Here is a 25,830-nt window from a genome sequence, read left to right as displayed (position 1 = left end):
GAGTTTCCCTAGAATCCGCTGTCGCCCTGCTTGCCTTGTCCTATGCCCAACTGTCTCGTACACCCCCTGCCCTATCACGAAGACCCGGGAATGCGCTTCTCACGCATCCGCCATGCACCCGGGGCGGTGCTGCTGGACGCGGGGCGACCCGGCGCCAGCCGTGGACGCTATGACCTATTCAGCGCCTGGCCATTGGCAGAACTTGCGCCGGGCGACGACGAATCGGCCAACGACTTCGCTGATCGCCTTCGCACGGCGCTGCGCCAGTTGGGGCGCTGCGAAGCGCCGGACGTCGTGGAGCTGCCATTCACGGGCGGATTGATCGGTTATTTCGCCTATGACTTCGGCCGCCGCCTGGAGTGCCTGCCTGCACAGGCCCAGGACGACCTGGCGCTGCCCGACGCCCGACTGGGCCTGTATGCCTGGGCACTGGTGAGCGACCATGAGCGGCGCACCAGCCAACTGGTCTTCCACCCTGCACTCGCCGATGACGAACGCACTCGGCTTATCCAATTGCTGAGCGAGCCGACAGCGCAGCCAGCAGGCGCCTTCCGCCTCAAGGCACCCTTCGCGGCCAGCATCAGCGAGGCGGATTACCGTCGAGGCATCGAACGCATCCTGGCCTACATCCGTGCCGGGGACTGCTACCAGGTGAACTTCACCCAACGCTTCCAGGCCCCCTGCGACGGCGACCCCTGGGGCGCCTACCTGGCGCTACGCGGCGCCTGCCCGACGCCCTTCTCGGGCTACCTGGCGCTGGAGGCCGGTGCGATCGTCAGCCTGTCCCCCGAACGCTTCATCCGCCTGAGCCAGGGCCAGGTGGAGACCCGCCCGATCAAGGGCACGCGCCCGCGCGGCCTGACCCCGGACGAGGACCTGGCACAGGCCGACGACCTGCTTGGCAGCCCGAAGGACCGCGCGGAGAACCTGATGATCGTCGACCTCCTGCGCAACGACCTCGGGCGCAGCTGCCGCATCGGCAGCGTGAGGGTACCGGAGCTGTTCGCGCTGGAGAGCTACCCCAACGTCCATCACCTGGTCAGCGCCGTTCGCGGCGATCTGGCCGAAGGCAAGGACGCGCTGGACCTGCTGGCGGGCAGCTTCCCCGGCGGCTCCATCACCGGAGCGCCGAAGATCCGCGCAATGGAGATCATCGACGAGCTGGAACCGACGCGCCGCTCGATCTACTGCGGCTCGCTACTGTACCTGGACGTGCGGGGGGAGATGGACAGCTCCATCGCCATCCGCACCCTGCTGGTGAAGGACGGCCAGGCGAGCTGCTGGGGCGGCGGCGGCATCGTGGCCGACTCGGACTGGCAGGCGGAATACCGCGAGTCCATCACCAAGGTTCAGGTCCTGCTGCGCACCCTGGAAGCGCTGTAGACCAGAGGCCAGAGACAGAAAAGCCCGCTTTCGCGGGCTTTTTCATGGCTGGGCTCAGAGGCTCAGCGGGCGGTTGGACGCCTTGAGGAACTCGCGCTTGAGGTCCTCGTAGGTGTGCACCGCCGGGAACTGCGGGAACTCACGGATGACGTTCTCCGGTGCGTGGAAGAGGATGCCGGCATGGGCTTCGGAGAGCATGGTGGTGTCGTTGTACGAGTCGCCGGCGGCGATCACGCGGTAGTAGAGGCTCTTGAAGGCGATCACGGACTGGCGTTTCGGGTCCTTCTGGCGCAGCTGGTAGCCGACGACGCGGTCGGTCTCGTCGGTGATCAGGCGGTGGCACAGCAGGGTCGGGAAGCCCAGCTGGCGCATCAGCGGCTGGGAGAACTCGTAGAAGGTGTCGGAAAGGATGACCACCTGGAAGCGCTCACGCAGCCAGTCGACGAACTCCACCGCGCCGTCCAGCGGCTTGAGGGTGGCGATCACTTCCTGGATGTCGGACAGCTTCAGGCCGTGCTCGTCGAGGATGCGCAGGCGCTGCTTCATCAGCACGTCGTAGTCGGGGATGTCGCGGGTGGTGGCCTTGAGCGCTTCGATTCCGGTTTTTTCGGCGAAGGCGATCCAGATTTCAGGAACCAGCACACCTTCAAGGTCGAGACAGGCGATTTCCACGAGCATTTCCCCGTTATTGGCTTGTAAAGGAGGCGGCACTCTAGCCTTTCCCTCGTCAGGCACGCAACGCGGGGGCTTATACCCGAAACAGGCAGTCCACCTTCCGTATGGTTATTTAGGCGTATAAATGGCTTTTGCTACCATCCGCCGCCACAGAGCGCGTAGCGCCGTAGCCAGTAGGAAGTCCGCCTGATGAGCCATCCCTTCGACGTCACCGACATTGCTGCGTCCTACGCCAGCAAATCCCCCCAGGAAATCCTCAAGTTCGCCTTCGAGCAGTTCGGCGACGACCTGTGGATCTCGTTCAGCGGCGCCGAGGACGTGGTCCTGGTGGACATGGCCTGGAAGCTGAACAAGAACGTGAAGGTGTTCAGCCTGGATACCGGCCGCCTGCATCCGGAGACCTACCGCTTCATCGACAAGGTCCGCGAGCACTACGGCATCGCCATCGAGGTGCTCTCCCCCGACGCCGCCACGCTGGAGCCCTTCGTCCGTGAGAAGGGTCTGTTCAGCTTCTACAAGGACGGCCACGAGGAATGCTGCGGCATCCGCAAGATCGCGCCGCTGCGACGCAAGCTCTCGGGCGTCAGCGCCTGGGCCACCGGCCAGCGCCGCGACCAAAGCCCCGGCACCCGCAGCAAGGTGGCTGCCGTGGAAGTGGACGGCGCCTTCTCCACGTCGGAGAAGCCTCTCTACAAGTTCAACCCCCTGGCACAGATGAGCAGCGAAGAGGTCTGGGCCTACATCCGCATGCTGGAGATCCCCTACAACCCGCTGCACGAGCGCGGCTTCATCAGCATCGGCTGCGAGCCCTGCACCCGCCCGGTGCTGCCCAACCAGCATGAGCGCGAAGGCCGCTGGTGGTGGGAGGAAGCCACCCAGAAGGAATGCGGGCTGCACGCCGGCAATCTGATCGCTCGGGAGTGACAGGATGCGCATCACCCTGGTGACCAAGGTCCTGGCCGATGGAACGGCCTGTGCCAAGTGCAAGGATGTGATGCGGCTGCTGGAACGGGGCAACCACCTGTCACGCATCGACCGCACCCTGGTGGCGGACGAGCGCGACCCCGCCGGCCCGGGCTGGATCGCGGCGCAGCTCTACGGCGTGGACAGCGCCCCCTTCTTCGTGGTGCGAACGGACGACGGCCAAGAGCGTGTCTACACCGTCTTCCACGAATTTCTCCATGAGGTCCTGGAGGCAGGCTGAAACGAACAAGCCCGGCGATTGCCGGGCTTGTTCGTTGATGGGGGCGAATCAGTAGGTGGGCAGCTCGACGTCCTGGAACAGTTCGTCCAGCTCCACCTTGTTGTGGCACTGCACGGCCTTGGCGAGCATCTCGCGGGTCAGGTGGGGAGCGAACTTCTCGATGAAGTCGCACATGAAGCCGCGCAGGAAGGTGCCACGGCGGAAACCGATCTTGGTCACGCTGGACTCGAACAGTTCGCTGGCGTCCAGCACCACCAGGTCGCTGTCCAGTTTCGCATCGACCGCCATCTTCGCCACGATGCCGACGCCCAGGCCCAGGCGCACGTAGGTCTTGATCACGTCCGCGTCAGCCGCGGTGAACACCACCTTGGGCGTGAGGCCGCGGTGGCTGAAGGCTTCGTCCAGCTTGGAGCGCCCGGTGAACCCGAATACGTAGGTGACGATGGGATGCTCCGCCAGGGCTTCCAGGGTCAGCTTCGGCAGCTTGGCCAGGGGGTGGCCCTGGGGCACGATCACGCAGCGGTTCCAGCGGTAGCAGGGCATCATCACCAGGTCGCCGAACAGCTCCAGGGCTTCGGTGGCAATGGCGAAGTCGACAGTACCATCGGCGGCCATCTCGGCGATCTGCATCGGGGTGCCCTGGTGCATGTGCAGAGACACATCGGGGTACTGGCGGATGAAGCTGCTGATCACCGGCGGCAGCGCATAGCGCGCCTGGGTGTGGGTGGTGGCGATGGAGAGGGTGCCCTTCTTCTCGTTGGAGAACTCCTGGGCGATCTGCTTGATGCTTTCGACCTTGCGGAGGATCTCGCCAGCCGTGTTGATGATCCGCTCCCCGGCGGGTGTCACGCGGGTCAGGTGCTTGCCGCTGCGGGCGAAGACCTCGACACCCAGCTCGTCTTCGAGCAGGCGGATCTGCTTGCTGATACCCGGCTGCGAGGTATAGAGGCTCTGCGCGGTGGCTGAGACGTTCAGGTCGTGGTGCGCCACCTCCCAGATGTAGCGCAGTTGCTGAAGCTTCATAGATGTCCCTCAGAGCAGATGGCGACGCGTAGGTGGTCGGTGACCTTTTATAACCATATTAATGGTTTGAGGGTTAAAACTAGACGTTTTTTTATTTCCTGCACGCTCTTTCGTCGGCGTATCAGAACTCGCCGCGCCCGCGGTGCTGGAGCATCGGAACCAGGTAGACCGGCACCTCGGAGAGCTGCACCAGACGGGAGGCGGTACGACCGAGGGGCGTCTCGAGCGCAGCGCCGTGACTGTGACTGCCTACGACCAGCAGATCGACGCCAAGTTTCTGGGCCTCCTCGAGAATCATCTGCGGCGGGTCCCCCTGCACCACCCGGACGGCCTTGATCAGGCTCAGCTCATTCTCCGCATCGCCGATCTCGTCACGAAAACCCTCGAGAACCCGCTGCTCGATGCTGGCCATCACTGTGCCCAGGCCCTGGGCACGCAACTCCTTTAGCAAGGTCTCGTCCAGGTATGTCTGCAGGACGGATTCGGCGAACAGCCCGAGGGGCTCCACCGCGTGCACCACGTAGAGTTCGGCCCTGTGGGCCTTGGCGAGGGAAAGGGCATGTTGAAGGACATAGGGCGAGTACAACCCGAGGTCGGTCGCATAGAGGATCGAGCGAATCATGAGGCCTCCTACTGCCTGCTTGGCGGGCCTCGCATCAGCTTAGTCAGATCTTCGGCTCGTTGCTCACGCCATGCGGTACATGCCCGGTGGCGACCACTTCGCGGGCTTTCTCGCAATGGCCGGCCTGGTCGTCGAAGAATACATCGGCGCCAAAGGCATCGAGAATAGCGGACTTCTCGAGCCCGCCCAGGAAGAACGACTCGTCCAGGCGGATGTCCCAGTCGCGCAGGGTGCGGATCACCCGCTCATGGGCCGGAGCGGAGCGCGCGGTGACCAGCGCGGTACGAATCGGGCAGCCATCCACGGGCAATTCGCGCTGCAACTGGTTGAGCGCCGAGAGGAAGGGTTTGAACGGCCCACCGTCCAGCGGCCTCAATGCTGCCTCACGCTCGTGGGCCTGGAATGCAGCCAGCCCGCCGGACTGGTAGACGCGCTCAGCGTCATCGGCGAACAGCACGGCGTCGCCATCGAAGGCAATGCGCAACTCGCTGCTGGATGCCCTGCGTGGCGCGCCGGGGAGAATGGTCGCCGCGGCAAAACCTGCCTGCAACGCCACCCGGACGTCCTCCACATGGGTGGAGAGGAACAGGTGGCAGCCAAAGGCCTTCAGGTAAGGCCCGGGGCTGCGACCACCGGAGAAGGCTGCGCGAGAAATCGCCAGGCCGTGCTTCTGGATCGAGTTGAACGCCCGCAGGCCGGTGTCGGCGCTGTTGCGCGAGACCAGGATCACCTCTACCCGCGCCTGACCGAGCTGCTCATTGAGGGCCAGCAACTTGTGCACCAGGGGAAAGGCGTCACCCGGCTCCAGCAGCTCGTCTTCATGTTCGATCTGGTACTGGCGATAGGCTTCGATCCCTTCCGACTCGTAGACGCGATGGCTCTCATCGAGGTCGAACAGTGCCCGGGAGGAAATCGCCAGCACCAGCTTGTCGTTCAGCGCGCTCATCCTGGCGACTCACTCGGTGCGGTTGCGGGCATCGATGAAACGCAGCGCCTGGTAAAGCGCCCGGATTCGCGGGAGGTCACACCCCGCTGCTTCCGCAGCAGCCAGGGGGGCCGCATAGATGGCCTCGAGTTCAAGAGGTCGCCGCTGCACATGGTCGTGGTACATGCTGGGCAGGTAGTCGGGCATGCGGTCCGTCGAGGCCAGCAACTTGCCGGCAAAGCCCTCCGGCAGGGTGTGCCCGCAGGCCACGGCGCCCTCCACCACTTCCTGCATCAACGCCTGGATCAGCGCGCGGCTGTCCGGGTTGCCCATCAACGCGGTAGTGCCCGCATTGAGCACAACGGAAAGGCCGTTGTAGGGAACGTTCCACACCAACTTCTGCCAGCGCGCCTGTTCAAGGCTGGGCATGGCGGTGGAGTCCAGCCCGGCAGCCCTGAAGAAGGCCACCCCCTCCTCGAGAAGGGCCATGCGCTCAGCGGCATCGGTCGCGGGCCCGCTGTGGTAGCCGAGGTTCACGGCCCCCAGGGACTGGTGCACCACGTGCCCCGGGGCCTCGCGGTGGACGCAGATGTAACAGAGCCCGCCCAGCAGGTTGAGGTGCGCGGGCAGCAGGGGGCGCAATGCCTCCTCCACCCCAAGGCCGTTCTGCAACAGCACCACCCGGGCGCCCGGCGCAGCGATCTGGCTGATCAACGGTGCCAGCTCGGCATTGCTGGTGGTCTTCGCCCCCACCAGCAGCCAGTCGCACGGGGGCATCGCCGCCGCATCCCGGTAGGCATTCACCGGGTGCAGCGCCAGCTCGCCATGAACGGCACTGGACAGGCGCAGCCCCTGGCGGCTCACGGTTTCGTATTCACTGCGAAGGAGGAAATGCACATCGAATCCGGCACGGGCAAGCAGCAGCCCGTAGAAACCGCCAATGGCGCCAGTGCCGATGATGCCGATGCGGGGGGATGGGGTCGAACTCATCAGGGCAGCTCCTCAGCCTGGCGCTGGTGGGCAGCCGCCAGGTTCTCGTTCAGGTCAGCGTCCCGCAACGTACTGTGCAGGGCGCCAAGAAATTGGCCATCCCGCACCAGGAACAGGGCGGGAAGGTGGAATACCTCGTAGCGCTGGACCAGGCCACCATTATCGGCGGCGTCTATCCAGCACAATCGGTCGACGGCCAGGTCGAGGCTGGGCAGATGGCGGCGCGCCCACCGGCAACTGGCACAGCCTATGCTGGTGAATATCAGCAGGGAGGTTCCGGGCAGACTGAGCAGACGCTGATCAGCGTCGAAGTCGCTCAACTCGATTTCATGCAAGCCGCATCCTCCAACCGGGCCAGACCACTGGCACAAGGGAGTACTCATATGCGCCGATTCCTGCGTCACCCCAGCGACCTGCCGGTCGAACTGGTTCTGCGCAAGCACAACTTCCTGCCGCGACAGCGGCTGCACAATATCAGCCTCGGCGGGGTGGCGTGCAACTCCACGAGGGGCTTCCGCAAGGGCACGGCAATCGAGCTGCGAATCCCCCTGCTGGGTGAGCAGGCCAGCTGCCCAGGGGTCGTGGCCTGGTGCCGCAAGCAGCCGGACGACTACCTCGTCGGCATCTGCTTCACCGACGAGGAGTCCCTGTTTCGCGCCCGCATGGTGGAGCAGGTCTGCCAGATCGAGGCCTACCGCAAGCAGCGCGAGGCGGAGTCGGGCGAAACGCAGCCCATCGAGCAGATCGCCGAGGAGTGGATTGCCCAGCATGCCACCGAGTTCTCGGCCGCCAGCCTGAACTGACCGCTTCCGTCCAATTGCGACCTTGACGCCATTGTCTAGCCACTGCCTAAAGCGTTAAGGTTCCGCGTCCCTGCCACGCCTTCAATGCCGTGCTCCGCCGCTCGGGGGATGGTGGCGGTCAAGCACCCGTGACCCGACGACTGAATTCCAATGACTAGCACCATGGCTGATTTACCGCTTGACGACCTGAACGTTGCCTCCAACGAGACCCTGATCACCCCGGCGCAACTGAAACGCGAAATCCCCCTGACGGACGCCGCACTGCAGACCGTCGCCCATGGCCGCCAGGTAGTCCGTGACATCCTCGACGGCAAGGACCACCGCCTGTTCGTGGTCGTGGGGCCCTGCTCCATCCACGACATCAAGGCTGCCCACGAATACGCCGACCGCCTCAAGGGCCTGGCTGCCGAGGTCTCCGACACGCTGTTCCTGGTCATGCGCGTGTACTTCGAGAAGCCCCGCACCACCGTCGGCTGGAAAGGCCTGATCAACGACCCCTACCTGGATGACTCCTTCAAGATCCAGGACGGCCTGCACATCGGTCGTCAGCTCCTGCGTGACCTGGCAGAGAAAGGCCTGCCGACCGCCACCGAAGCCCTGGACCCGATCTCCCCGCAGTACCTGCAGGACCTGATCAGCTGGTCGGCCATCGGCGCCCGCACCACCGAATCCCAGACCCACCGCGAGATGGCTTCCGGCCTGTCTTCGGCCGTGGGCTTCAAGAACGGCACCGACGGCAGCCTGACCGTGGCCATCAACGCCCTGCAGTCGGTATCGAGCCCGCATCGCTTCCTCGGCATCAACCAGGAAGGCGGCGTCTCCATCGTCACCACCAAAGGCAACGCCTATGGCCACGTGGTGCTGCGTGGCGGCAACGGCAAGCCGAACTATGACTCGGTCAGCGTCGCCGTCTGCGAGCAAGCCCTGACCAAGGCCAGCATCAAGCCGAACATCATGGTCGACTGCAGCCATGCCAACTCCAACAAGGACCCATCGCTGCAACCGCTGGTGATGGACAACGTCGCCAACCAGATCCTCGAGGGCAACAACTCCATCGTCGGCCTGATGGTGGAAAGCCACCTGGGCTGGGGTGCCCAATCCATTCCCAAGGACCTCAACCAGCTGCAGTACGGCGTATCCATCACCGATGCCTGCATCGACTGGGACACCACCGAGAAGACCCTGCGCTCCATGCACGCCAAGCTCAAGGACGTGCTGCCCAAGCGCAAGCGCAGCTGAAAGGGCTGCTGCTGAAACAAAAACGCCGGGCATTGCCCGGCGTTTTTGTTTCAGCGTCTTCACTCCTTCGGAGCGTGGCGCTGGCGGCGTTCGATATAGCGCTCCACATAGGAGCATGAGGGAATCACGGTGTAGCCCTGGTCTTCGGCAAAGCTCAGCGCCTTCTCGGTCAGCGCCGCAGCAATGCCACGTCCGCGCAGCGCGTTCGGCACGAAGGTCCTGTAGATATCCAGGGTCTGCTTGCCGAGATCCATATAGGCCAGGTAAGCACGGTGACCATCCACGGTGGTCTCGAACTGATGACCTGCCTGGTCATGATGGATGGACAACGCCTCGCTCATCGCAACTCCTCTGCGGGTTTAGAACATCACCCGTACCTTATCTATCTTTTCGAGCCGAAGGAACATTTCAGCCGAGCCGGACCCAAATTGGACACTGAGAAACGCCTTACCGTTCTCCACCTTGTGTAATACACCTTGGTAATAGGCGCCATCGTAGGTGATGAATTGCAGGCGTTTGCCCTTGTATCCCGCCAGATCGGAGACTTGGACGAACTCGTAGCGCGGCGAGGCACCGGCGTTTTCATCTTTTTCGACTTCGGCGGACACCCGCTCGTTGCCCTTCATCTCCGGCCGCTTGGTGGTATCGACCCAGGAGAAGGCGATCGGCTGGACAGCCTGCTGGTTGACCAGCACCACCGGGCGCAGCATGCCGATCACGTCCTTCGGCTCGAAGAACTCCAGGCCTTCCCAGGCCATGCCCTCGCTCGGGCTCAGCTCCAGGCGCAGTGCCTGGGGATCGCTCAGGTAACGACCGTAGGCCTCCAGCACGGCAGGCTCGAGCGCGACACGCTGGGCCCGCAGGTTGCGGTCGAACTGCTCCACCGCCGTCTTGAGGTAGGCCTCGCGTGACTGGCCCAGCTTGCCGGCACAGAAGTCCTGCACCTTGCGCTGGTACTGGTTGTCGTTCAGCTCGAACACCACGCTGGAGACGCGCGGCGGGTTTACCCGCAGGTCACCCGGGTTGTCCGGCATGTTGATCAGGGACAGGCTGAGACGGGTATCCCCCATGTCGCGGGTATCGGCCTTGAGGTTGAAGGTCAGGCGCTTGGCCCCCTCCTCCAACTGGTACGAGAACTGGGCATCGGTCTCGAACGTCCGGTAACCCATGTCCAGCAGCTCGTTGGTGCCGATGTGGCTCACCTTGCCACATGCCACCTCACTCATTGCAGTGAAGATGCTGCGCTCGGCCGGCGCGTCATACAGCTGCTGCATGAACGGGCCATGGACTGCCAGCTGCAGCCCCTTGAGCTCGACGGACATCTGCTCGGGCAGCTTGCCCTCCTCCAGCCGCTCCTTGAAGCTCAGCAGCTCGCGAAGCCCGTTGAAGCGCAGCTGCGCGTGCTGCACCTGCAGGCTGTCCCCCAGGGCAGGAACGCGGATCGTGACGTTCTCCAGCCCGACACGGCCGTCGAACGACGACGTGATGCCGCCGTAGCTGATGTCCATGACCGGCGAGAGCTTGGTGACCGCCTCGTTCATGATGGAACGCACAGAGAGCCACAAAGCCCCCTTGATCAGCACGGCCAGCGCAAGAACACCCAGCACCGCCCACTTGAGAAATTTTGCCATGACGCCATCCTTGAGGCGGTAAAAAATGCGACGAGCTTATCAGTGCGCCCAAGGTGCCACCATCCGCCCCACGATGACGGTACAAACACTTTTCCATTACGTGAAGAAGTTCACTGAAGAGTGCGGGTGACGGCAACTTGCTGTCCGGCGCTGACAGGTCAATTCAACTTATCGATAACCCATTGCAGCCCACTCAACAGCTCAATGCCGCATACAGCAGCTAGAATTTGAACTTCGCTTGTGGTGAACAGCGGTTTTCTGGTCGTTTTTTGCTCAAGCACCCGTGGTCAGTGGGTAAAAAGGCAGCCAAGGTGAAAAAAAAGTGTCCGCCTTGCGCCCCGTCAGTTTACTTACTACAAGTTATGGGTAGTATGTACGCCGGCTAATTTCCCACGCTCGGGGAATTGCTTTTAATGGAAATGTCCACCTTAAAGGGGAACACGATGAACAACGTTCTGAAATTCTCTGCTCTGGCTCTGGCTGCTGTTCTGGCCACCGGTTGCAGCAGCGCCTCCAAAGAAACCGAAGCTCGTCTGACCGCTACCGAAGACGCAGCTGCTCGTGCTCAAGCCCGTGCTGACGAAGCCTACCGCAAGGCTGACGAAGCTCTGGCCGCCGCTCAGAAAGCCCAGCAGACCGCTGACGAGGCTAACGAGCGCGCTCTGCGCATGCTGGAAAAAGCCAGCCGCAAGTAATAGCCCACAAGGCTTTTACCTGAAACCGACCCAGGCAACTGGGTCGGTTTTTTATTGCCTTCACAAAGTCGCGGGCAATAAAAAACCCGCCGCCCGAATGGGAGGCGGGTCTTCTGGATACGATCAGAGCGCGGGCGGAGCGCTGGCTGCGACCGACGTCGAAGGCTCGGCGATCTCCACCGGCAGGCCGTCTTCGGCCGCCACCACCTCACGCACCACGTCCCAGTCCAGGCGGATGGTGTTGACCAGGTCCTCGCGCTTGAGCAGCGCATTGATCACCGCAGTGTGCTTGTCAACCACGGACGGATCGCCATGATCGTCCAGCGGTGCGTGGGCCTCCAGGTAGATCTTGCCGCCGCTGACACCGAACTTGTACGGCTCGTTGATCACCCGCACCGGCGTGCCCACCGGCGCCATCTTGGCCAGCTCCAGCACGTTGTTGTTGAGCATGCGGAAGCAGCCGTGGCTGACACGCATCCCGATGCCGAACTTCTTGTTGGAGCCGTGGATCAGGTAACCCGGCAGGCCCAGGGTGAACTTGAACGGACCGAGGGGGTTGTTCGGCCCCGCCGGTACCACGGTCGGAAGCGGGTCGCCATCGGCAGCGTGCTCTTCACGGATCGACTTGGGCGGGTACCAGGCCGGATTCGGCGTCTTGGCCGTGATCTTGGTGGTGCTGATCGGCGAGCCCCAGCCTTCCCGGCCAATGCCCAGCGGATAGGTGTGCACCACGTTCTGCCCTTTCGGGAAGTAGTACATCCGGTACTCGGCGAGGTTGATCACGATCCCCTCGCGCGGCCCCGGCGGCAGGATGAAGCGGGTCGGCAGGATGATCTCGGCGCCTTCGCCCGGCAGCCAGGGATCAACGCCGGGGTTGGCCGCGACCATCTCCAGGTAGCCCAGGTCATTGGCCACGCCGATGTCGGCGAAGGTGTCCTCGTACTTGGCCTTGATCACCTGGACCTGGCCAACGATATCCTCCCCAGGGGGCGGCAGGGGCAGCTCCAGTGCTGCGGCGTTACCGGCCAGCACAGCGGCGGCCAGAGACAGGGTACGGGCGACGGCGGGAACGCGCGACAACATCCGGGAATCCTTGGCTGAGGGTTGAAAAATGAGTGGCGGATTGTACACCGGCCTGCCAGCAGCCGGGAGGCTAGCTGTCAGGCCACTCCGGCCGCTTGCCATCGCGCTGCGCCTCGAGTTCCTGCTTGCAGAACGGGCACAACCGGCGATCCTGCAGAAGGCTTCGGCCCACCTCGCACCAACGGGGCATGGCCGGCAGCAGCCCGCCGCACAACGTACGGTCGGCGTAGCCCCCCAACTCGAGCTGGCGCGCCACCAGATGCAGGCGGACCTCACGGCAGGCGAACAGGTCGAGCTGCTCGTCTGGCTCGATCAGCTTATAGGCGTGCAGGGACCAGGCGGGGCGAGGCATGGGGGACTCCGGAGCGGGTGCGCAACATTAGCCGAAAGCCCCGCCTCGGAAAAGCCTCAAAGCAGCGGCTGGAGCGACGGCCAGACGTTTTCCAGCAGCTTTGGCTGGGCACCGGCAGCCGGATGGATACCGTCGGCCTGCATCATGCCCTCCACGCCTCCGACGCCTTCGAGAAAGAACGGCACCAGCGGCACCTGCTGTTCCTTGGCCACGTCACTGAACACACGAGCGAACGCGTCGGTGTAGCGCTTGCCATAGTTGGGCGGCAGGCGCATGCCCAGCACCAGCACCTTGGCGCCCGCCTGCCGGGACTGCTCAACCATCGAGGCAAGATTCTGTTGCAATTGCGCAGGGGGTTGGCCACGCAAGCCATCGTTGCCCCCCAGTTCGATGATCACCACTTCCGGCTTGTGCTCGCCGAGCAGCGCAGGCAGCCGCGCAGCCCCGCCAGCACTGGTGTCGCCGCTGATGGAGGCATTCACCACACGGTGATCGAGACGCTCGGAATCGAGCTTTTTCTGCAGCAGGGAGACCCAGCCCTGGCTGGTTTCCAGCCCCAAAGCGGCGCTGATACTATCCCCGACGACCAGCACGGTCCCCGCCGCAGCCTCCTGCGCCAGCAGCAACAGCCCCAGGCAGCAGCCCATCCACCCAGCACGCATCGGATTCTCCATGAGCCCAAGCATTCTAAATGCGCGGCACCTTAGCAAAGTGGTCCCCAGCGCGGAAGGTGAACTGACCATCCTCCAGGGGCTCGACCTGGACCTCGCGCAAGGCGACAGCCTGGCCATCGTTGGCAGCTCCGGCTCGGGCAAATCCACCCTCCTCGGCCTGCTGGCCGGGCTCGACCTGCCCAGCTCCGGCGAAGTCACCCTGGCCGGTCACCACCTCTCGCGGCTGGACGAAGACGAGCGAGCCCGCGTGCGGGCCGAGCATGTCGGTTTCGTGTTCCAGTCCTTCCAGTTGCTGGACAGCCTCAACGCCCTCGAGAACGTCATGCTGCCCCTCGAACTGGAAGGCCACCGTGATGCCCGCCAGCGCGCCCGCAGCCTGCTCGAACGGGTCGGCCTCGGCCAGCGGCTGACGCATTACCCCCGCCAACTGTCCGGCGGTGAGCAGCAGCGCGTTGCCCTGGCCCGCGCCTTCGCCGCCGAGCCGGACGTGCTCTTCGCCGACGAGCCCACCGGCAACCTCGACAGCCACACCGGCGAGCGCATCACCGACCTGCTCTTCGAAATGAACCAGGAGCGCGGCACCACCCTGGTGCTGGTCACCCACGACGAACGCCTGGCCCATCGCTGCCAGCGCCTGATCCGCCTGGAAGCCGGCCACCTGATCGACCGGGTGGAACCCTGATGGCGATGAAGGGACGCCTGCCACTCTCGCGCCTGTTCGCACTGGCCCTGCGCCAACTGCTGCGGGACGCCCGCGCCGGCGAACTGCGCGTGCTGTTCTTCGCCCTGCTGGTCGCCGTGGCCGCCAGCAGCGCCATCGGCTACTTCGGCGCCCGCCTCAACGGCGCAATGTTGCTGCGCGCCACCGAATTCCTCGGTGCCGACCTGCTGCTCAGCGGCTCCTCCCCCGCCGACACCGAACAGGTAGAGGTCGGCACCCGCTTCGGCCTGCGCCATGCAAGCGCCGTCGAATTCTCCAGCGTGATCGCCGGCGACAACGGCATCCAGCTCGCCAGCGTCAAGGCCGTGAACGGCAGCTACCCCTTGCGCGGCGAACTGCGCAGCGCCGCCCAACCCTACGGTGAAGAGCAGGCCGGTGCCGGCCCCGCGCCGGGTGAAGCCTGGGCCGAATCACGCCTGTTCACCGCCCTCGACATCAAGCCTGGCGACAACGTCGACGTCGGCCAGAAGACCCTGCGCCTGACCCGCGTACTCACCTACGAACCCGACCGCGCCGGCGATTTCTACAGCCTCACCCCGCGCCTGATGATGAACCTGGCCGACCTCGGTGCCACTGGCGTGGTGCAGCCCGGCAGCCGTGTCCGCTACCGGGAACTGTGGAGCGGCCCGGCCGAAGCCCTGGCGCGCTACCGTGCCGCCCTCGAGCCCACCCTCGCCGCCAACCAGCGCATCGAAGATGCACGCGACGGCAACCGCCAGGTCGGCGGCGCCCTCTCCCGCGCCGAGCGCTACCTCAACCTCGCCAGCCTTGCCGCCGTGCTGCTCGCGGGTGTAGCGGTCGCCCTCTCCGCCGCCCGTTTCGCCGCCCGGCGCTTCGACGCCAGCGCCTTGCTGCGCTGCCTCGGCCTGTCCCGCCGCGAAGCACTCACCCTGTATGCCCTGCAGCTGGCCATCCTGGGCCTGGCCGCCAGCCTCGTGGGCGCCCTGCTCGGCTGGCTTGCCCAACTGGGCCTGTTCCACCTGCTGCGGGAACTACTGCCCGCGGAAGTCCCATCCGGCGGTTTCATTCCGGCCCTGGCGGGGATCGCCACCGGCCTGGTGGCCCTCGCCGGCTTCGCCCTGCCGCCCCTGGCCGCACTCGGCCGCGTACCACCGCTGCGAGTGCTGCGCCGGGACCTGCTCCCCGTACCGCCCAGCGCCTGGCTGGTCTACGGCGCCGCCATCCTCGCCCTCGGGCTGATCATGTGGCGCCTGAGCCTGGACCTGAAACTGACCCTCGCCCTGCTCGGCGGCGGGCTGCTCGCCACCCTGCTGCTGGGTGGCCTCATGCTGCTGGGGCTCAATGCCCTGCGCCGGGCCCTCGCCCGCGCCGCCCTGCCCTGGCGCCTCGGGCTGGGCCAGCTGCTGCGCCACCCGCTGGCCGCCGCCGGCCAGTCGCTCGCCTTCGGCCTGATCCTGCTGGCCATGGCACTGGTCGCCCTGCTGCGTGGCGAACTGCTGGACACCTGGCAGGACCAGCTGCCGGAAAACGCCCCGAACTACTTCGTCCTCAACGTCCTGCCCGCCGACAAGGACGCCTTCGACCAGCGCATCCAGGCCCTCTCCCCCCATGCCGCGCCGCTCTACCCGGTGATCCCGGGGCGCCTGACCCGCATCAACGGCCAGCCCGCCAGCGAGCACGCCACCGAGGACTCCCAGGGCGAGCGCGCCCTGCAGCGCGACCTCAGCCTCACCTGGTCCGCCGAGCTGCCGCCGGGCAACAGCCTCAGCGCCGGCCAGTGGTGGGACGAGGCAGCGCCCGGCGAGCTGCCCGGCGTCTCGGTGGAGGCCAAGCTCGCCGCCAACCTGGGCCTCAAGCTGGGCGATCAGCTCGGCTTCGTGGTCGGCGGCATGGAGCGGGAAGTGCGCATCACCAGCCTGCGCACCGTCGACTGGGACAACTTCCAGCCCAACTTCTTCATGATCTTCGCGCCCGGCTCCTTGGCCGACCTGCCCACCACCTACCTCACCAGCTTCTACCTGCCGCCGGGTCACGACCGCGAACTGGTGCAGCTGGCGCGGGACTTCCCGGCCGTCACCCTGCTGGAGGTGGAAGCCATCCTCAAGCAGCTGCGCAGCATCCTCGCCCAGGTGACGGTGGCGGTGGAGTTCGTCCTGCTGTTCGTGCTCGCCGCAGGCCTGGCGGTGCTCTTCGCCGGCCTGCAGTCCACCCTCGACGAGCGCCTGCGCCAGGGCGCGCTGCTGCGGGCCCTGGGGGCCGAGCGGCGCCTGCTGCAACAGGCCCGGCGCCGCGAGTTCGCCCTGCTCGGCGCCTGCAGCGGCCTGCTGGCGGCACTGGGCTGCGAACTGGTCAGCGCCCTCCTTTATACCTACGCCTTCAACCTGGACTGGAAGCCACACCCCTGGCTGCTGCTCCTGCCGGTCATCGGCGCGCTGCTGGTCGGCAGCGCAGGCCTGCTGGGCACGCGTCGCGCCCTGACCGCAAGCCCGCTCCAGGTCCTGCGCGAAGGCTGACCCTGCCGTGGCCGCCGAGCCCTTGCTAGACTCGGCGGCCCGTTCCCGGAGACACCCCTGCCCCATGAGCCGCTACCGCCCCCCTCGCACCGCCGGCACCCCGCTGATCACCCCGGAAGGCGAAGCCCGCCTGCGCGCCGAACTGCAAGAGCTCTGGCACGTGCGCCGGCCCAAGGTGACCCAAGCCGTCAGCGAGGCCGCCGCCCAGGGCGACCGCTCCGAGAACGCCGAATACACCTACGGCAAGAAGATGCTGCGGGAGATCGACAGCCGCGTGCGCTTCCTCACCAAGCGTCTGGAGAACCTCAAGGTGGTACGCGAGCGCCCGGCGGACCCGGGCAAGGTGTACTTCGGTGCCTGGGTCACCCTGGAAGACGAGGACGGCGAACAGGCCCGCTACCGCATCGTCGGGCCGGACGAGCTGGACCTGAAGCAGAACCTCATCAGCATCGATTCGCCATTGGCCCGCGCCCTGGTGGGCAAGCCGCTGGACGCCGAGGTCCGGGTCAACACGCCCACCGGCGAGAAGACCTGGTACCTGGTGGAGATCGAGTACCCCTGAATCAGCGGCGGGTGATCAGCCCCTGACGGGCGACCCGGACCAGCTCGTGCACCAGTTCCTCGAGGTCTTCCGCGCAGGGCGCCTGGACCACCGCCATGTCGAAACTGTCCCGGGCGTAGCGCTGCATGGCCTGGGCGTCGAGGGCGAACTGGATGAGCAGGTTGCGCGACCCGTTCCAGCGCTTCGGCCAGCCGTCGAGGTAACGCAGCAACTTGGGTTGGTTGGCACCGCTGAGAAGGATGCGCGGATTGCGCGGCGCGGGGCCGGTGGTGATGGGGGTCAGGCGGATCTGGGGTTGCGGACAGGTCATGTTGTCGTGTCTCTGCCTCGTTGTTGCCGCTGGGCAGCGGTGGAGGCGACACCGAACCAGCGCTTTAGCAGTATTTTTCGAGGGGAATCCCCTGCCGCGCCCTGCAAGTAGCTGTCTTAAATCGGCGCATGGGGCGAAATCCTAGAGAAGGCGCCTCGGCACTGTCAAGACAACTCTCGTCACCCTTTGGGAAGATTCCGAACGCCACCCTCCCCCCTTCAATTCCACCCAGGATCGCCATGCCAACACCGCCCCTGCGCCTGTTCTTCGCCCTGCCACTGCCCAACCTCGTCGCCTCGGCCATGGCCAGCTGGCGCGACAGCCTAGATTGCGGTGGCCAGCCGGTGGCGGTCGCCAACCTGCACCTCACCCTCGCCTTCCTGGGCAGCCAACCCAGCGAACGCCTCGATGAGCTCCTCGCCCTGGCGGACGGCATCCAGGCCGATGCCTTCCCCCTCCATCTGGACCGGCTGGACCTCTGGCAGCAGGGGCTGCTGTACCTGGCGCCCAGCCAGCCGCCCGCCGCCCTGCTGAACCTGGCTTCAACCCTCGCCGAGCGCCTCAACGCCGCCGGCTTCCCCCAGGAACGCCGCGCCTACCGCCCTCACGTCACCCTGGCCCGGCGGGCTCGCCAGCGCCCCGAGGGCGCACCCCAAACCTTCGATTGGGTCGCCGACCGCTTCACCCTGTTTTCTTCGGAAAACCACGGAGACCGCCTCCATTACCGCGCCGTGCACAGTTGGCCGTTACGGGCAGACGACTCAAACGCGCGTTTCACTCAGTAACAGGGAAACGGCCCGCATCGTTGGGTGAACGGCTGTAAACAACGGCGAAACGCCCGCCCCAGAAGGCACGGGAACCTGCGGCCCGCACTGGCATGGAATCTGCCACGGGCTCCACGCCGATGTGCGCCCCCGGGACGGGGCGCGAAGTAGCAGGGACGCACTCCACACTGCCTGTTCCACCACCCACGAGAGCACCCGATGAACAACAACAAGATCCTGCTCGCCCTCGCCCTGGGAGTCGGCCTGGCCGCCTCCGGAGAATCACTGGCCGCCACCGGCTACACCCAGACCCGTTATCCCATCGTGCTGGCCCACGGCATGCTGGGCTTCGACAGCATCCTCGGCGTCGACTACTGGTACGGCATCCCCTCCGCCCTGCGACGCGACGGCGCCAGCGTGTACGTCACCGAGGTGAGCCAGCTGAACACCTCCGAGGCACGCGGCGAAGAGCTGCTGGAACAGGTGGAAGAGATCGTCGCCATCAGCGGCAAGCCCAAGGTCAACCTCATCGGCCACAGCCACGGCGGCCCGACCATCCGCTACGTCGCCGGCGTACGCCCCGACCTGGTCGCCTCTGCCACCAGCGTCGGCGGCCCGCACAAGGGCTCCGCCACCGCCGACTTCCTGCGCCAGATCCCCCCGGGCTCTGCCGGTGAAGCCGTCCTGGCCGGCATCGTCAACGGCCTCGGCAGCCTCATCAACTTCCTCTCCGGCAGCCGCAGCACCCAGCCGCAGAACGCACTCGGTTCCCTGGAGTCGCTCAACAGCCAGGGCGCGGCCCGCTTCAACGCCAAGTTCCCCCAGGGCATCCCCACCACCGCCTGTGGCGAAGGCGCCTACCAGGTCAATGGCGTGCGCTACTACTCCTGGAGCGGCACCAGCCCGATGACCAACCTGCTGGACGTCAGCGACGGCCTGCTGGCCGCCACCGCCCTGACCTTCAAGGGCGAAGCCACCGACGGCCTCGTCGGCCGCTGCAGCTCCCACCTGGGCAAGGTGGTGCGTGACAACTACCGCATGAACCACCTGGACGAGGTCAACCAGACCTTCGGCCTCGTCAGCCTGTTCGAGACCGACCCCGTCACCGTCTACCGGCAACATGCCAACCGCCTGAAGAACGACGGACTGTGACCCAACGGGCGGGGCCTTCGGGCCCCGCCCCCTGTTCGAGGTGCCCGTGAAGAAACTCCTGCTGTCCCTGCCCCTGCTGTTCGCCGGCTGCCTCGCCGCCCTGCTCTACATCGACACCGGCCAGGCCCGCCGTGCCGCGCCTGTCATCACCGCACCGGCCCCGCAGGCCAGCGACTCGGCCCTCTCCCCCGAACCGGCCGCCAGCGACGCCGCCCCCTCCCTGCCCCCGAAGGTTGCTGCCCTGCCACCCTCCTTCGCCGGTACCACAGTGGATGGCCGCCTGCAGGTGGACGCCGCCGGCAACCTGGTGATCGAAGAAGGCGTGCGCCGGCTCTTCGACTACTTCCTCGCCGCCATGGGCGAGGAGCCCCTGCCCACCACCGTGCAGCGCCTGCGCGACTACATCGGCAGCCAGCTGCAGGAACCCGCCCGCCAGCAGGCCCTCGCCCTGCTGGACCAATACCTGGACTACAAGCGCCAGCTGGCCGAACTGGAGCGCGACCTGCCCCGCCAGGCCGACCTCGCCGCCCTGCGCCAGCGGGAAGATGCCGTCGCCGCCCTGCGCGCGCGCCTTTTCAGCCAGGAGGCCCACCGCGCGTTCTTCGCCCAGGAAGAGGCGTACAACCGCTTCACCCTCGATCGTCTCGCCATCCGGCATGACACCAGCCTCGACGACGACGCCAAGGCCCAGGCCGTGGATCGCCTGCGGCAGTCCCTGCCCGAGGAGTTGCAGGATGCCGTCCTGCCCCAGCTCCAGGCCGAACTGCGGATGGAAACCAGTCGTCTGCAGGCCGAGGGCGCCACCCCGGCGGACATCCGCCGCATGCGCCAGCAATTGGTAGGCGCCGAAGCCACCCAGCGTCTGGAGGAGCTGGACGGCCGTCGGCAAGGCTGGAACCGCCGCATCGCCGCCTTCCAGGAAGAGAAAACCCGCATCGAAGCCAATACCGGGCTCAGCGAGGCCGACAAGCACCAGGCCATCCAGCGCCTGGCCGAAGAGCGCTTCGACGAACGCGAGCGCCTGCGCCTGAACGCCGCCATGGAGCTGGCCAGCCGGAAAGACGACAAGTCCGTCCAGTAGCGCCCTCGAAACAGGCACCCGTCCGGGCGGCACACCGGGCTTCGCGCCGCAGCGCCGCGACCGACACGTCCAGGGGCCGGGGATCAATCGATGCCCAGGCCCACCTGAACGGCAACCCAAGAGAAGCCGCCGATTCCTCAGCAACGTCCTACAGGATTTAACTGGCGAGTCGCTCAAGCCGCCCATGTAACGGCGCGCATACTCCCCCCGCTTCGGGCCACGGGCGCCGACCAAGCCCCCGACTAGACGCCCAGTTCCATTTCAAGAAGAGCCCCAACTGACTGCCCTGAGCGTTCCACGGACGAGACGCCACCTTGCGGGAAGCGCCGCGTCCTCATCCATCAACCGCAAGAGCAAGCACTTCATGACGAAACGCAAACTTTTCCTGGCCCTCGGCCTCGGCGCCGGCCTGCTCGCCTCCGCCCAATCCTTCGCCGCCACCGGCTACACCCAGACCCGGTACCCCATCGTCCTGGCCCACGGCATGTTCGGCTTCGACAGCATCCTCGGAGTGGACTACTGGTACGGCATCCCCTACGGACTGAGCCGCCACGGCGCCTCGGTCTACGTCGCCGAGGTCAGCCAGCTGAACTCCACCGAGGCCCGTGGCGAGGAATTGCTGGAGCAGGTGGAAGACATCGTCGCCATCAGCGGCAAGCCCAAGGTCAACCTCATCGGCCACAGCCACGGCGGCCCGACCGCGCGCTACGTCGCCGGCATCCGTCCCAACCTGGTGGCCTCGGTGACCTCCGTCGGCAGCCCCCACAAAGGCTCCGCCACCGCCGACTTCCTGCGCAACATACCGCGGGACTCCGCCGGCGAAGCCTTCCTCGCCAACATCGCCAACGCCATCGGCAAGGTGATCCACATCATGTCCGGCAGCTCCAGCAACCTGCCCCAGGATGTCCTGGCCGGCCTGGAATCCCTGACGCCCGTCGGCTCGGCCAAGTTCAACGCCCGCTTCCCCGACGGCGTCCCCACCACCGTCTGCGGCGAAGGCGCCTACGCGGCCCGGGGCGTGCGCTACTACTCCTGGAGCGGTGTCCGTACCCTCACCAACCCCTTCGATATCAGCGATCCCCTGCTGCTCATCACCTCGCTGCCGTTCAAGGGCCAGGAGAACGACGGGCTGGTCGGCCGCTGCAGCTCCCACCTGGGCAGGGTCGTGCGTGACGACTACCGCATGAACCACCTGGACGAGGTCAACCACCTGTTCGGCCTGGTCAGCCTGTTCGAGACGCCGCCTGTGAGCGTCTACCGCCAGCACGCCAACCGCCTGAAGAACGAAGGGCTGTAACCCCATGGGCGGAGCCTCCGGGCTCCGTCCCTCATCCGAGGTAACCGTGAAAAAGCGCCTTCTCTCCATCCCGCTGCTGTTCGCCGGCGGCCTTGCCGTGTTCCTTCACCAGGGTGCCGAGCAGGCCGAACCGGGCACCGGCAGCCCACTCCCGGCCATCACCCCGCAAGCGGCCGAACCCATCGAATCTCCCGAACCTGCGCTCACCGGCCCACCGCCGCTGCCGACAGCCATCGCCCCCCTCCCGCCCTCCTTCGCCGGGACGGAAGTCGACGGTCGCCTGCGAGTGGATGCGGCCGGCAACCTGGTGATCGAGGAAGACATACGCCTGCTGTTCGACTACTTCCTCGCCGCCATGGGTGAAGAGCCCCTGGCCACCACCGTGCAACGCCTGCGCGACTACGTCGCCAGCCAGCTGCAGGAGCCCGCCCGGCAGCAGGCCCTGGCACTGCTGGAGCAGTACCTGGACTACAAGCGGCAACTGATCGAACTGGAACGCGACCTGCCCCAGCAGACCGACCTCGCGGCCCTGCGCCAGCGGGAGGACGCCGTGGCCGCCCTGCGCGCACGGATCTTCAGCCCGGAAGCCCACCAGGCGTTCTTCGCCCGCGAAGAGGCGTACAACCGTTTCACCCTCGAGCGCCTGGCCATCCGCCACGACGCCAGCCTCGACGACGACGCCAAGGCGGCCGCCGTGGACCGGCTGCGCCAGGCATTGCCCGAGGAGCTGCACGATGCGCTCCTGCCGCAACTGCAAGTGGAACTGCGTACCGCCACCAGCCGCCTCCAGGCCGAAGGGGCCAGCCCCGCGGAGATCCGCCGCCTGCGCCAGCAACTGGTAGGCGCCGAGGCCACCCAGCGCCTGGAGGAACTGGACGGCCGCCGGCAGGGCTGGAATCGCCGTATCGCCGCCTTCCAGGAAGAGAAACTGCGCATCGAAGCCAACGCAGGCCTGAGCGAGGCAGACCAGCGTCAGGCCATCCAGCGCCTGGCGGAGGAGCGCTTCGACGAACGCGAACGCCTGCGCCTGAATGCCGCCCTGGAACTGGCCAGCCGTCGCGCCGAGCAGGCCGCCCCATAAGCCGCCCATGAAAAAACCCGAGGCAGTGACTGCCTCGGGTTTTGCGTGTAGGGCTTGCTGCGAACGCCGGATTATTGCGCCAGCTTGCGATCCAGGGAGTAGCGCCCGGCCCCTTCGATCAGCAGGGTCGCGGCGATCAGGCCAAGGATCATCGCGTACTCGAAGCCACCGTCGGTGATGAAGAAGCCGCTGGCCCAGTGCACGCTGAAGGTCGCCACCACCATCGCCACGATCAGCGACAGCGCCGCCGGACGCACCAGCAGGCCGATCACCAGGGCAAGGCCGCCGAAGAACTCGGCGCTGCCCGCCATCAGGGCCATCAGGTAGCCCGGGGTCAGGCCGATGCTCTCCATCCACTGGCCGGTGCCAGCCAGGCCGTAGCCGCCGAACAGGCCGAAGAGCTTCTGCGAGCCGTGGGCCATGAAGGTCAGGCCGGTGACGACGCGAAGCAGGGTGATGCCGATGCCGGCATTGGTGGAGAAGAGGCGCTTGAGGGTGTTCGACATGGTGGCTGTTCCTTTCGTTGTGAAGCGTTGTGGGTTCAGGTGGACGCCATCCTATCCAAATTTATCGATATTAAAATCGCAAAAAACCCGTAATCGCTATCGATAAAATCGATTATTTGCGCCCTCGACTGGCCACGCGGACTTGCCCCTCCAGGTCGTCCCGCTCCCGGGCGTAAGCCAGGTAGTACTTGTTGACCGCGCTGACATAACTCACCACGCCCATGCCCAGTTGCTCGGCGGCGACGCGCTCGACCTGGAAGAACCACTGGTTGGGATTGAGCCCCCGCCGACGAGCCTCGGCACGCAGGCTCTGGACCCGCTGCGGGCCCACATTGTAGGCCGCCAGCACGAAGGCCATGCGCTCACGCTCGTTGAGCTGAGCGCTGTTGAAGAAGCCCTTGCGCAGCTTCGCCATGTAGCGGGCCGAGGCCTGCACGTTCTTGTCCAGCGCATGGATGTCACCCACCCCCACCGAGCGTGCCGCAGCCGGGGTGATCTGCATCAGCCCGGTCGCCCCACTGGCGCCCCTCGCACCGGGGTTGAGGCTGGACTCCTTGAAGGCCACCGCCGCCAGGTTCAACCAGTCCAGTGCATGCTCGTCGGCGAAGCGCTGCAGCACCGGGCGGACCTTCTCAAGCCGCTGGCGATCAGCCCGGGCCAGCGGGTAGCGCACTTTGTACAGGCGCCGGTAGACGCGCTGGAAGGTGGCGTCCTGGTCTGCCGGCGTCTTGTAGGTCGCCAGGAAACGGTCGATGCTGGCCCGCAGCATCGGCGCATCGCGGCGCACGTACCAAGTCATGTCGCGCTGGTTGTCCAGCACCAGGTGGCGGTCGATGCGCAGCTTGGGCAGCACCTTGGCCCAGCGCTCGGCAATGGGCTGCTCCACCACCGTCATCGAATAGATGCCGGCCTGCACCATCTCCAGCACGTCTTCCACCGCCAGGCTCGGGTCCACCCAATCGATGGCGATGGGCGCCAGGTGGCGCTGGGCGAGCTGCCGGTTCACCTTGCGTACCGCCTCCGCCGCGCCGCTGCCGGCGGGCAGGGTCACCACCCGCCCGGCCAATTGCTCCAGGCGCTGGAAACGCCGGTCACCGGTGCGCGCCACCAGCACCAGCGGCACGTGCTCGCGTACCGGCGCGCTGGCGCTGACGTCCGAGGTGGCACGGGGATCAAGGAGTTCACCGGGAGCGACCAGATCGCCCTCACCGCGCAGCAATGCCGCGGCGAGCTGGTCCTTGGGGCGGGGAATGATGCGCACTTCGAGCGGGCGCCCATCACGGTTGAGGAACTGTTCGAAGGCACGGATGCGGTGGTACTCGACGCCGATGGCCTGGCCCTTCACCTCGCCAGAGCTGTTGCGGCTCTGGTTGACCAGCACCTTGAGCACCCCGGTCCGGCGGATCTGCGCCAGGTCGCGGGCCTCACTCGGCTGCTGCCAGTTCTCCGGCGGGCCGGCCAGGCGCGCCGCCGCCGGGAACGGCAGCAGGGCCAGCAGGCACACGAGCAGCGGCAGGATTCGCGTCATCTGATCTCCGGACCCGTACGGCCCGCACCATGCGAACCCGAGCGACTGAGAACGCCATGCCACAGGGGAGTTCCCTGGGCGCCAGCGAGGGGGCGCGGAGAGTGTCACAGCCCGCCGTGCATTGCCAGCCACCGGCGGTCGCCCTGCCGACGAACCCGCATAACCCCACGTAAATATTGGCTTTTTCGACTGATCGGGCGCTTGCTATCCTGCCCCGCTCGCATCAGAGAGGTAGGAAAGATGCAACTCATCGACATCGGCGTCAATCTGACCCACCCGAGCTTCGCCCCCGAGTGCGAAGCCCTTCTGGAGCGCGCCATCGCCGCAGGCGTGGTGCAGATGGTGCTCACCGGCACCAGCGAGAAGGAAAGCGAAGCCGCTCTGGCACTGGCCCGCCGGCTCGATCCCGAGCGGCAACGGCTGTTCAGCACCGCCGGGGTCCACCCCCACGATGCCAGCCACTGGAACACCGATACCGCTCGTCGCCTGAAGGCCTTGCTGAGCGAGCCGGACGTGCGTGCCGTGGGCGAATGCGGCCTGGACTTCAACCGCGACTTCTCCCCCCGCCCACTGCAGGAAAAGGCCCTCGAAGAACAGCTGGCGCTGGCCGTGGAGCTGGGCAAGCCGGTGTTCCTCCACGAGCGCGAGGCGAGCGAACGCCTGCTGGCGATCCTCCGCCCCTTCCGCGACCAGTTGCCCGCCGCCGTGGTGCACTGCTTCACCGGCGAGCAGCGCACGCTGTACGCCTACCTGGACCTCGACCTGCACATCGGCATCACCGGCTGGATCTGCGATGAGCGCCGTGGCACCCACCTGCACCCACTGGTGCGGGACATTCCCGCCGGTCGGTTGATGCTGGAAAGTGATGCGCCCTACCTAATGCCTCGCAGTTTGCGGCCGAAACCCAAGCATGGGCGCAATGAGCCGGCCTTCCTCACGGAAGTCTTGCGGGAGGTCGCGCTGCACCGGGGCGAGTCCCAGGAACAGCTCGCCTCACACAGCACGGCATGCGCTCGTCAGTTCTTTGGGCTGCCAGATATCGCCTAACCTCTTCG

The 25,830-nt window shown here is 66.1% G+C and carries 29 protein-coding genes; 15 read left to right on the top strand and 14 right to left on the bottom strand.

The features are described 5' to 3' along the window. Window positions 1-42: 42 nt before the first annotated feature. Window positions 43-1,383 carry an aminodeoxychorismate synthase component I gene (pabB, locus tag RTK35_RS22145; protein WP_316908998.1) on the top strand — a complete coding sequence of 447 codons (1,341 nt, stop codon included), beginning with the start codon at window positions 43-45 and terminating at the stop codon, window positions 1,381-1,383. 54 nt (window positions 1,384-1,437) lie between these two features. Here the strand turns inward: pabB and thrH are convergent, their stop codons facing one another. After that, window positions 1,438-2,055 carry a bifunctional phosphoserine phosphatase/homoserine phosphotransferase ThrH gene (gene thrH / locus RTK35_RS22140; RefSeq protein ID WP_044402055.1) on the bottom strand — a complete coding sequence of 206 codons (618 nt, stop codon included), beginning with the start codon at window positions 2,053-2,055 and terminating at the stop codon, window positions 1,438-1,440. Window positions 2,056-2,247: 192 nt separating this feature from the next. On the opposite strand from thrH, the gene RTK35_RS22135 reads away from it, so the two are divergent. Together RTK35_RS22135 and RTK35_RS22130 are read left to right on the top strand one after the other, a co-directional pair. Further along, window positions 2,248-2,982 (top strand): phosphoadenylyl-sulfate reductase, encoded by a 735-nt coding sequence (locus tag RTK35_RS22135; RefSeq protein ID WP_316908997.1) that lies wholly within the window; start codon window positions 2,248-2,250, stop codon window positions 2,980-2,982. Window positions 2,983-2,986: 4 nt separating this feature from the next. Next, window positions 2,987-3,262 (top strand): hypothetical protein, encoded by a 276-nt coding sequence (locus tag RTK35_RS22130; protein WP_182850541.1) that lies wholly within the window; start codon window positions 2,987-2,989, stop codon window positions 3,260-3,262. A 48-nt stretch (window positions 3,263-3,310) separates the two neighbouring features. Here the strand turns inward: RTK35_RS22130 and cysB are convergent, their stop codons facing one another. The 5 genes from cysB to RTK35_RS22105 form a co-directional block, all read right to left on the bottom strand. Beyond that, window positions 3,311-4,285 carry an HTH-type transcriptional regulator CysB gene (cysB, locus tag RTK35_RS22125; protein WP_044401568.1) on the bottom strand — a complete coding sequence of 325 codons (975 nt, stop codon included), beginning with the start codon at window positions 4,283-4,285 and terminating at the stop codon, window positions 3,311-3,313. 121 nt (window positions 4,286-4,406) lie between these two features. Next, complete coding sequence (locus RTK35_RS22120; protein ID WP_044401565.1) at window positions 4,407-4,907, bottom strand: universal stress protein; 501 nt, start codon at window positions 4,905-4,907, stop codon at window positions 4,407-4,409. A gap of 43 nt (window positions 4,908-4,950) precedes the next feature. Then, window positions 4,951-5,853, bottom strand: coding sequence for a 5'-nucleotidase (locus RTK35_RS22115; RefSeq protein WP_044401563.1), 903 nt, complete (start codon window positions 5,851-5,853; stop codon window positions 4,951-4,953). A 9-nt stretch (window positions 5,854-5,862) separates the two neighbouring features. Next, window positions 5,863-6,822 (bottom strand): putative 2-dehydropantoate 2-reductase, encoded by a 960-nt coding sequence (locus RTK35_RS22110; protein WP_142010927.1) that lies wholly within the window; start codon window positions 6,820-6,822, stop codon window positions 5,863-5,865. Continuing rightward, window positions 6,822-7,205: a thioredoxin gene (locus RTK35_RS22105; RefSeq protein ID WP_107328953.1), complete on the bottom strand. Its 384-nt coding sequence runs from the start codon at window positions 7,203-7,205 to the stop codon at window positions 6,822-6,824. Before RTK35_RS22105 ends, RTK35_RS22110 begins: the two co-directional genes overlap by 1 nt. Between RTK35_RS22105 and RTK35_RS22100 the strand changes: the two genes are divergently transcribed. Beyond that, window positions 7,206-7,625, top strand: a complete 420-nt coding sequence (locus RTK35_RS22100; protein WP_160479743.1) for a PilZ domain-containing protein — start codon at window positions 7,206-7,208, stop codon at window positions 7,623-7,625. A 162-nt stretch (window positions 7,626-7,787) separates the two neighbouring features. Next, window positions 7,788-8,864 carry a 3-deoxy-7-phosphoheptulonate synthase gene (locus RTK35_RS22095; protein WP_044401551.1) on the top strand — a complete coding sequence of 359 codons (1,077 nt, stop codon included), beginning with the start codon at window positions 7,788-7,790 and terminating at the stop codon, window positions 8,862-8,864. A gap of 59 nt (window positions 8,865-8,923) precedes the next feature. On the opposite strand, the gene RTK35_RS22090 is transcribed toward RTK35_RS22095, so the two are convergent. Next, on the bottom strand, window positions 8,924-9,205 hold the full coding sequence (locus RTK35_RS22090) for a GNAT family N-acetyltransferase (RefSeq protein WP_044401548.1): 282 nt from the start codon (window positions 9,203-9,205) through the stop codon (window positions 8,924-8,926). An 18-nt stretch (window positions 9,206-9,223) separates the two neighbouring features. Then, on the bottom strand, window positions 9,224-10,495 hold the full coding sequence (locus RTK35_RS22085) for a hypothetical protein (protein ID WP_316908996.1): 1,272 nt from the start codon (window positions 10,493-10,495) through the stop codon (window positions 9,224-9,226). Between the two features lie 443 nt (window positions 10,496-10,938). On the opposite strand from RTK35_RS22085, the gene oprI reads away from it, so the two are divergent. Next, a complete protein-coding gene (oprI, locus tag RTK35_RS22080; protein WP_011335311.1) occupies window positions 10,939-11,190 on the top strand; it encodes an outer membrane lipoprotei OprI in 252 nt (83 codons plus the stop codon). Between the two features lie 123 nt (window positions 11,191-11,313). On the opposite strand, the gene RTK35_RS22075 is transcribed toward oprI, so the two are convergent. The 3 genes from RTK35_RS22075 to RTK35_RS22065 form a co-directional block, all read right to left on the bottom strand. After that, on the bottom strand, window positions 11,314-12,273 hold the full coding sequence (locus RTK35_RS22075; RefSeq protein WP_160479740.1) for a L,D-transpeptidase family protein: 960 nt from the start codon (window positions 12,271-12,273) through the stop codon (window positions 11,314-11,316). Window positions 12,274-12,343: 70 nt separating this feature from the next. Continuing rightward, complete coding sequence (locus tag RTK35_RS22070; RefSeq protein ID WP_044401521.1) at window positions 12,344-12,625, bottom strand: hypothetical protein; 282 nt, start codon at window positions 12,623-12,625, stop codon at window positions 12,344-12,346. Between the two features lie 56 nt (window positions 12,626-12,681). Then, entirely contained in the window at window positions 12,682-13,287 is a 606-nt protein-coding gene (locus RTK35_RS22065; protein WP_236211436.1) for an arylesterase, read from the bottom strand. Between the two features lie 10 nt (window positions 13,288-13,297). On the opposite strand from RTK35_RS22065, the gene RTK35_RS22060 reads away from it, so the two are divergent. From RTK35_RS22060 to greB, 3 genes are all read left to right on the top strand, one after another. Beyond that, a complete protein-coding gene (locus tag RTK35_RS22060; RefSeq protein ID WP_044401515.1) occupies window positions 13,298-13,981 on the top strand; it encodes an ABC transporter ATP-binding protein in 684 nt (227 codons plus the stop codon). Window positions 13,982-13,986: 5 nt separating this feature from the next. Next, window positions 13,987-16,494 carry an ABC transporter permease gene (locus RTK35_RS22055; protein WP_316909087.1) on the top strand — a complete coding sequence of 836 codons (2,508 nt, stop codon included), beginning with the start codon at window positions 13,987-13,989 and terminating at the stop codon, window positions 16,492-16,494. A 64-nt stretch (window positions 16,495-16,558) separates the two neighbouring features. Further along, window positions 16,559-17,056 (top strand): transcription elongation factor GreB, encoded by a 498-nt coding sequence (greB, locus tag RTK35_RS22050; RefSeq protein WP_074968756.1) that lies wholly within the window; start codon window positions 16,559-16,561, stop codon window positions 17,054-17,056. A 1-nt stretch (window position 17,057) separates the two neighbouring features. Here the strand turns inward: greB and RTK35_RS22045 are convergent, their stop codons facing one another. After that, entirely contained in the window at window positions 17,058-17,366 is a 309-nt protein-coding gene (locus tag RTK35_RS22045) for a hypothetical protein (RefSeq protein ID WP_044401509.1), read from the bottom strand. A 239-nt stretch (window positions 17,367-17,605) separates the two neighbouring features. Between RTK35_RS22045 and thpR the strand changes: the two genes are divergently transcribed. The 5 genes from thpR (at window position 17,606) to RTK35_RS22020 (ending at window position 22,741) form a co-directional block, all read left to right on the top strand. After that, a complete protein-coding gene (gene thpR / locus RTK35_RS22040) occupies window positions 17,606-18,151 on the top strand; it encodes an RNA 2',3'-cyclic phosphodiesterase (protein ID WP_074968752.1) in 546 nt (181 codons plus the stop codon). A 198-nt stretch (window positions 18,152-18,349) separates the two neighbouring features. Next, entirely contained in the window at window positions 18,350-19,282 is a 933-nt protein-coding gene (locus RTK35_RS22035) for a triacylglycerol lipase (protein WP_074968750.1), read from the top strand. A 46-nt stretch (window positions 19,283-19,328) separates the two neighbouring features. After that, window positions 19,329-20,363 carry a lipase secretion chaperone gene (locus RTK35_RS22030; RefSeq protein ID WP_316908995.1) on the top strand — a complete coding sequence of 345 codons (1,035 nt, stop codon included), beginning with the start codon at window positions 19,329-19,331 and terminating at the stop codon, window positions 20,361-20,363. 364 nt (window positions 20,364-20,727) lie between these two features. Further along, window positions 20,728-21,660: a triacylglycerol lipase gene (locus tag RTK35_RS22025; RefSeq protein WP_316908994.1), complete on the top strand. Its 933-nt coding sequence runs from the start codon at window positions 20,728-20,730 to the stop codon at window positions 21,658-21,660. A gap of 46 nt (window positions 21,661-21,706) precedes the next feature. Further along, the gene (locus RTK35_RS22020; protein WP_316908993.1) at window positions 21,707-22,741 is read left to right on the top strand and encodes a lipase secretion chaperone; all 1,035 of its coding nucleotides are present in this window, start codon (window positions 21,707-21,709) and stop codon (window positions 22,739-22,741) included. A 71-nt stretch (window positions 22,742-22,812) separates the two neighbouring features. Here the strand turns inward: RTK35_RS22020 and RTK35_RS22015 are convergent, their stop codons facing one another. Both RTK35_RS22015 and RTK35_RS22010 read right to left on the bottom strand, forming a co-directional pair. Continuing rightward, entirely contained in the window at window positions 22,813-23,247 is a 435-nt protein-coding gene (locus RTK35_RS22015; protein ID WP_074968744.1) for a DoxX family protein, read from the bottom strand. 112 nt (window positions 23,248-23,359) lie between these two features. Next, window positions 23,360-24,775: a transglycosylase SLT domain-containing protein gene (locus tag RTK35_RS22010; RefSeq protein WP_316908992.1), complete on the bottom strand. Its 1,416-nt coding sequence runs from the start codon at window positions 24,773-24,775 to the stop codon at window positions 23,360-23,362. Between the two features lie 240 nt (window positions 24,776-25,015). On the opposite strand from RTK35_RS22010, the gene RTK35_RS22005 reads away from it, so the two are divergent. Beyond that, window positions 25,016-25,822 carry a TatD family hydrolase gene (locus tag RTK35_RS22005; protein ID WP_301152743.1) on the top strand — a complete coding sequence of 269 codons (807 nt, stop codon included), beginning with the start codon at window positions 25,016-25,018 and terminating at the stop codon, window positions 25,820-25,822. Window positions 25,823-25,830 lie beyond the last annotated feature (8 nt).

This window comes from Pseudomonas sp. zfem003, assembly GCF_032621675.1.
GTDB classification, from domain to species: Bacteria; Pseudomonadota; Gammaproteobacteria; order Pseudomonadales; family Pseudomonadaceae; genus Metapseudomonas; species Metapseudomonas otitidis.
The sequence above is the reverse complement of the archived record's forward strand: the minus strand, read 5'-3'. Positions and strand labels throughout refer to the sequence as shown.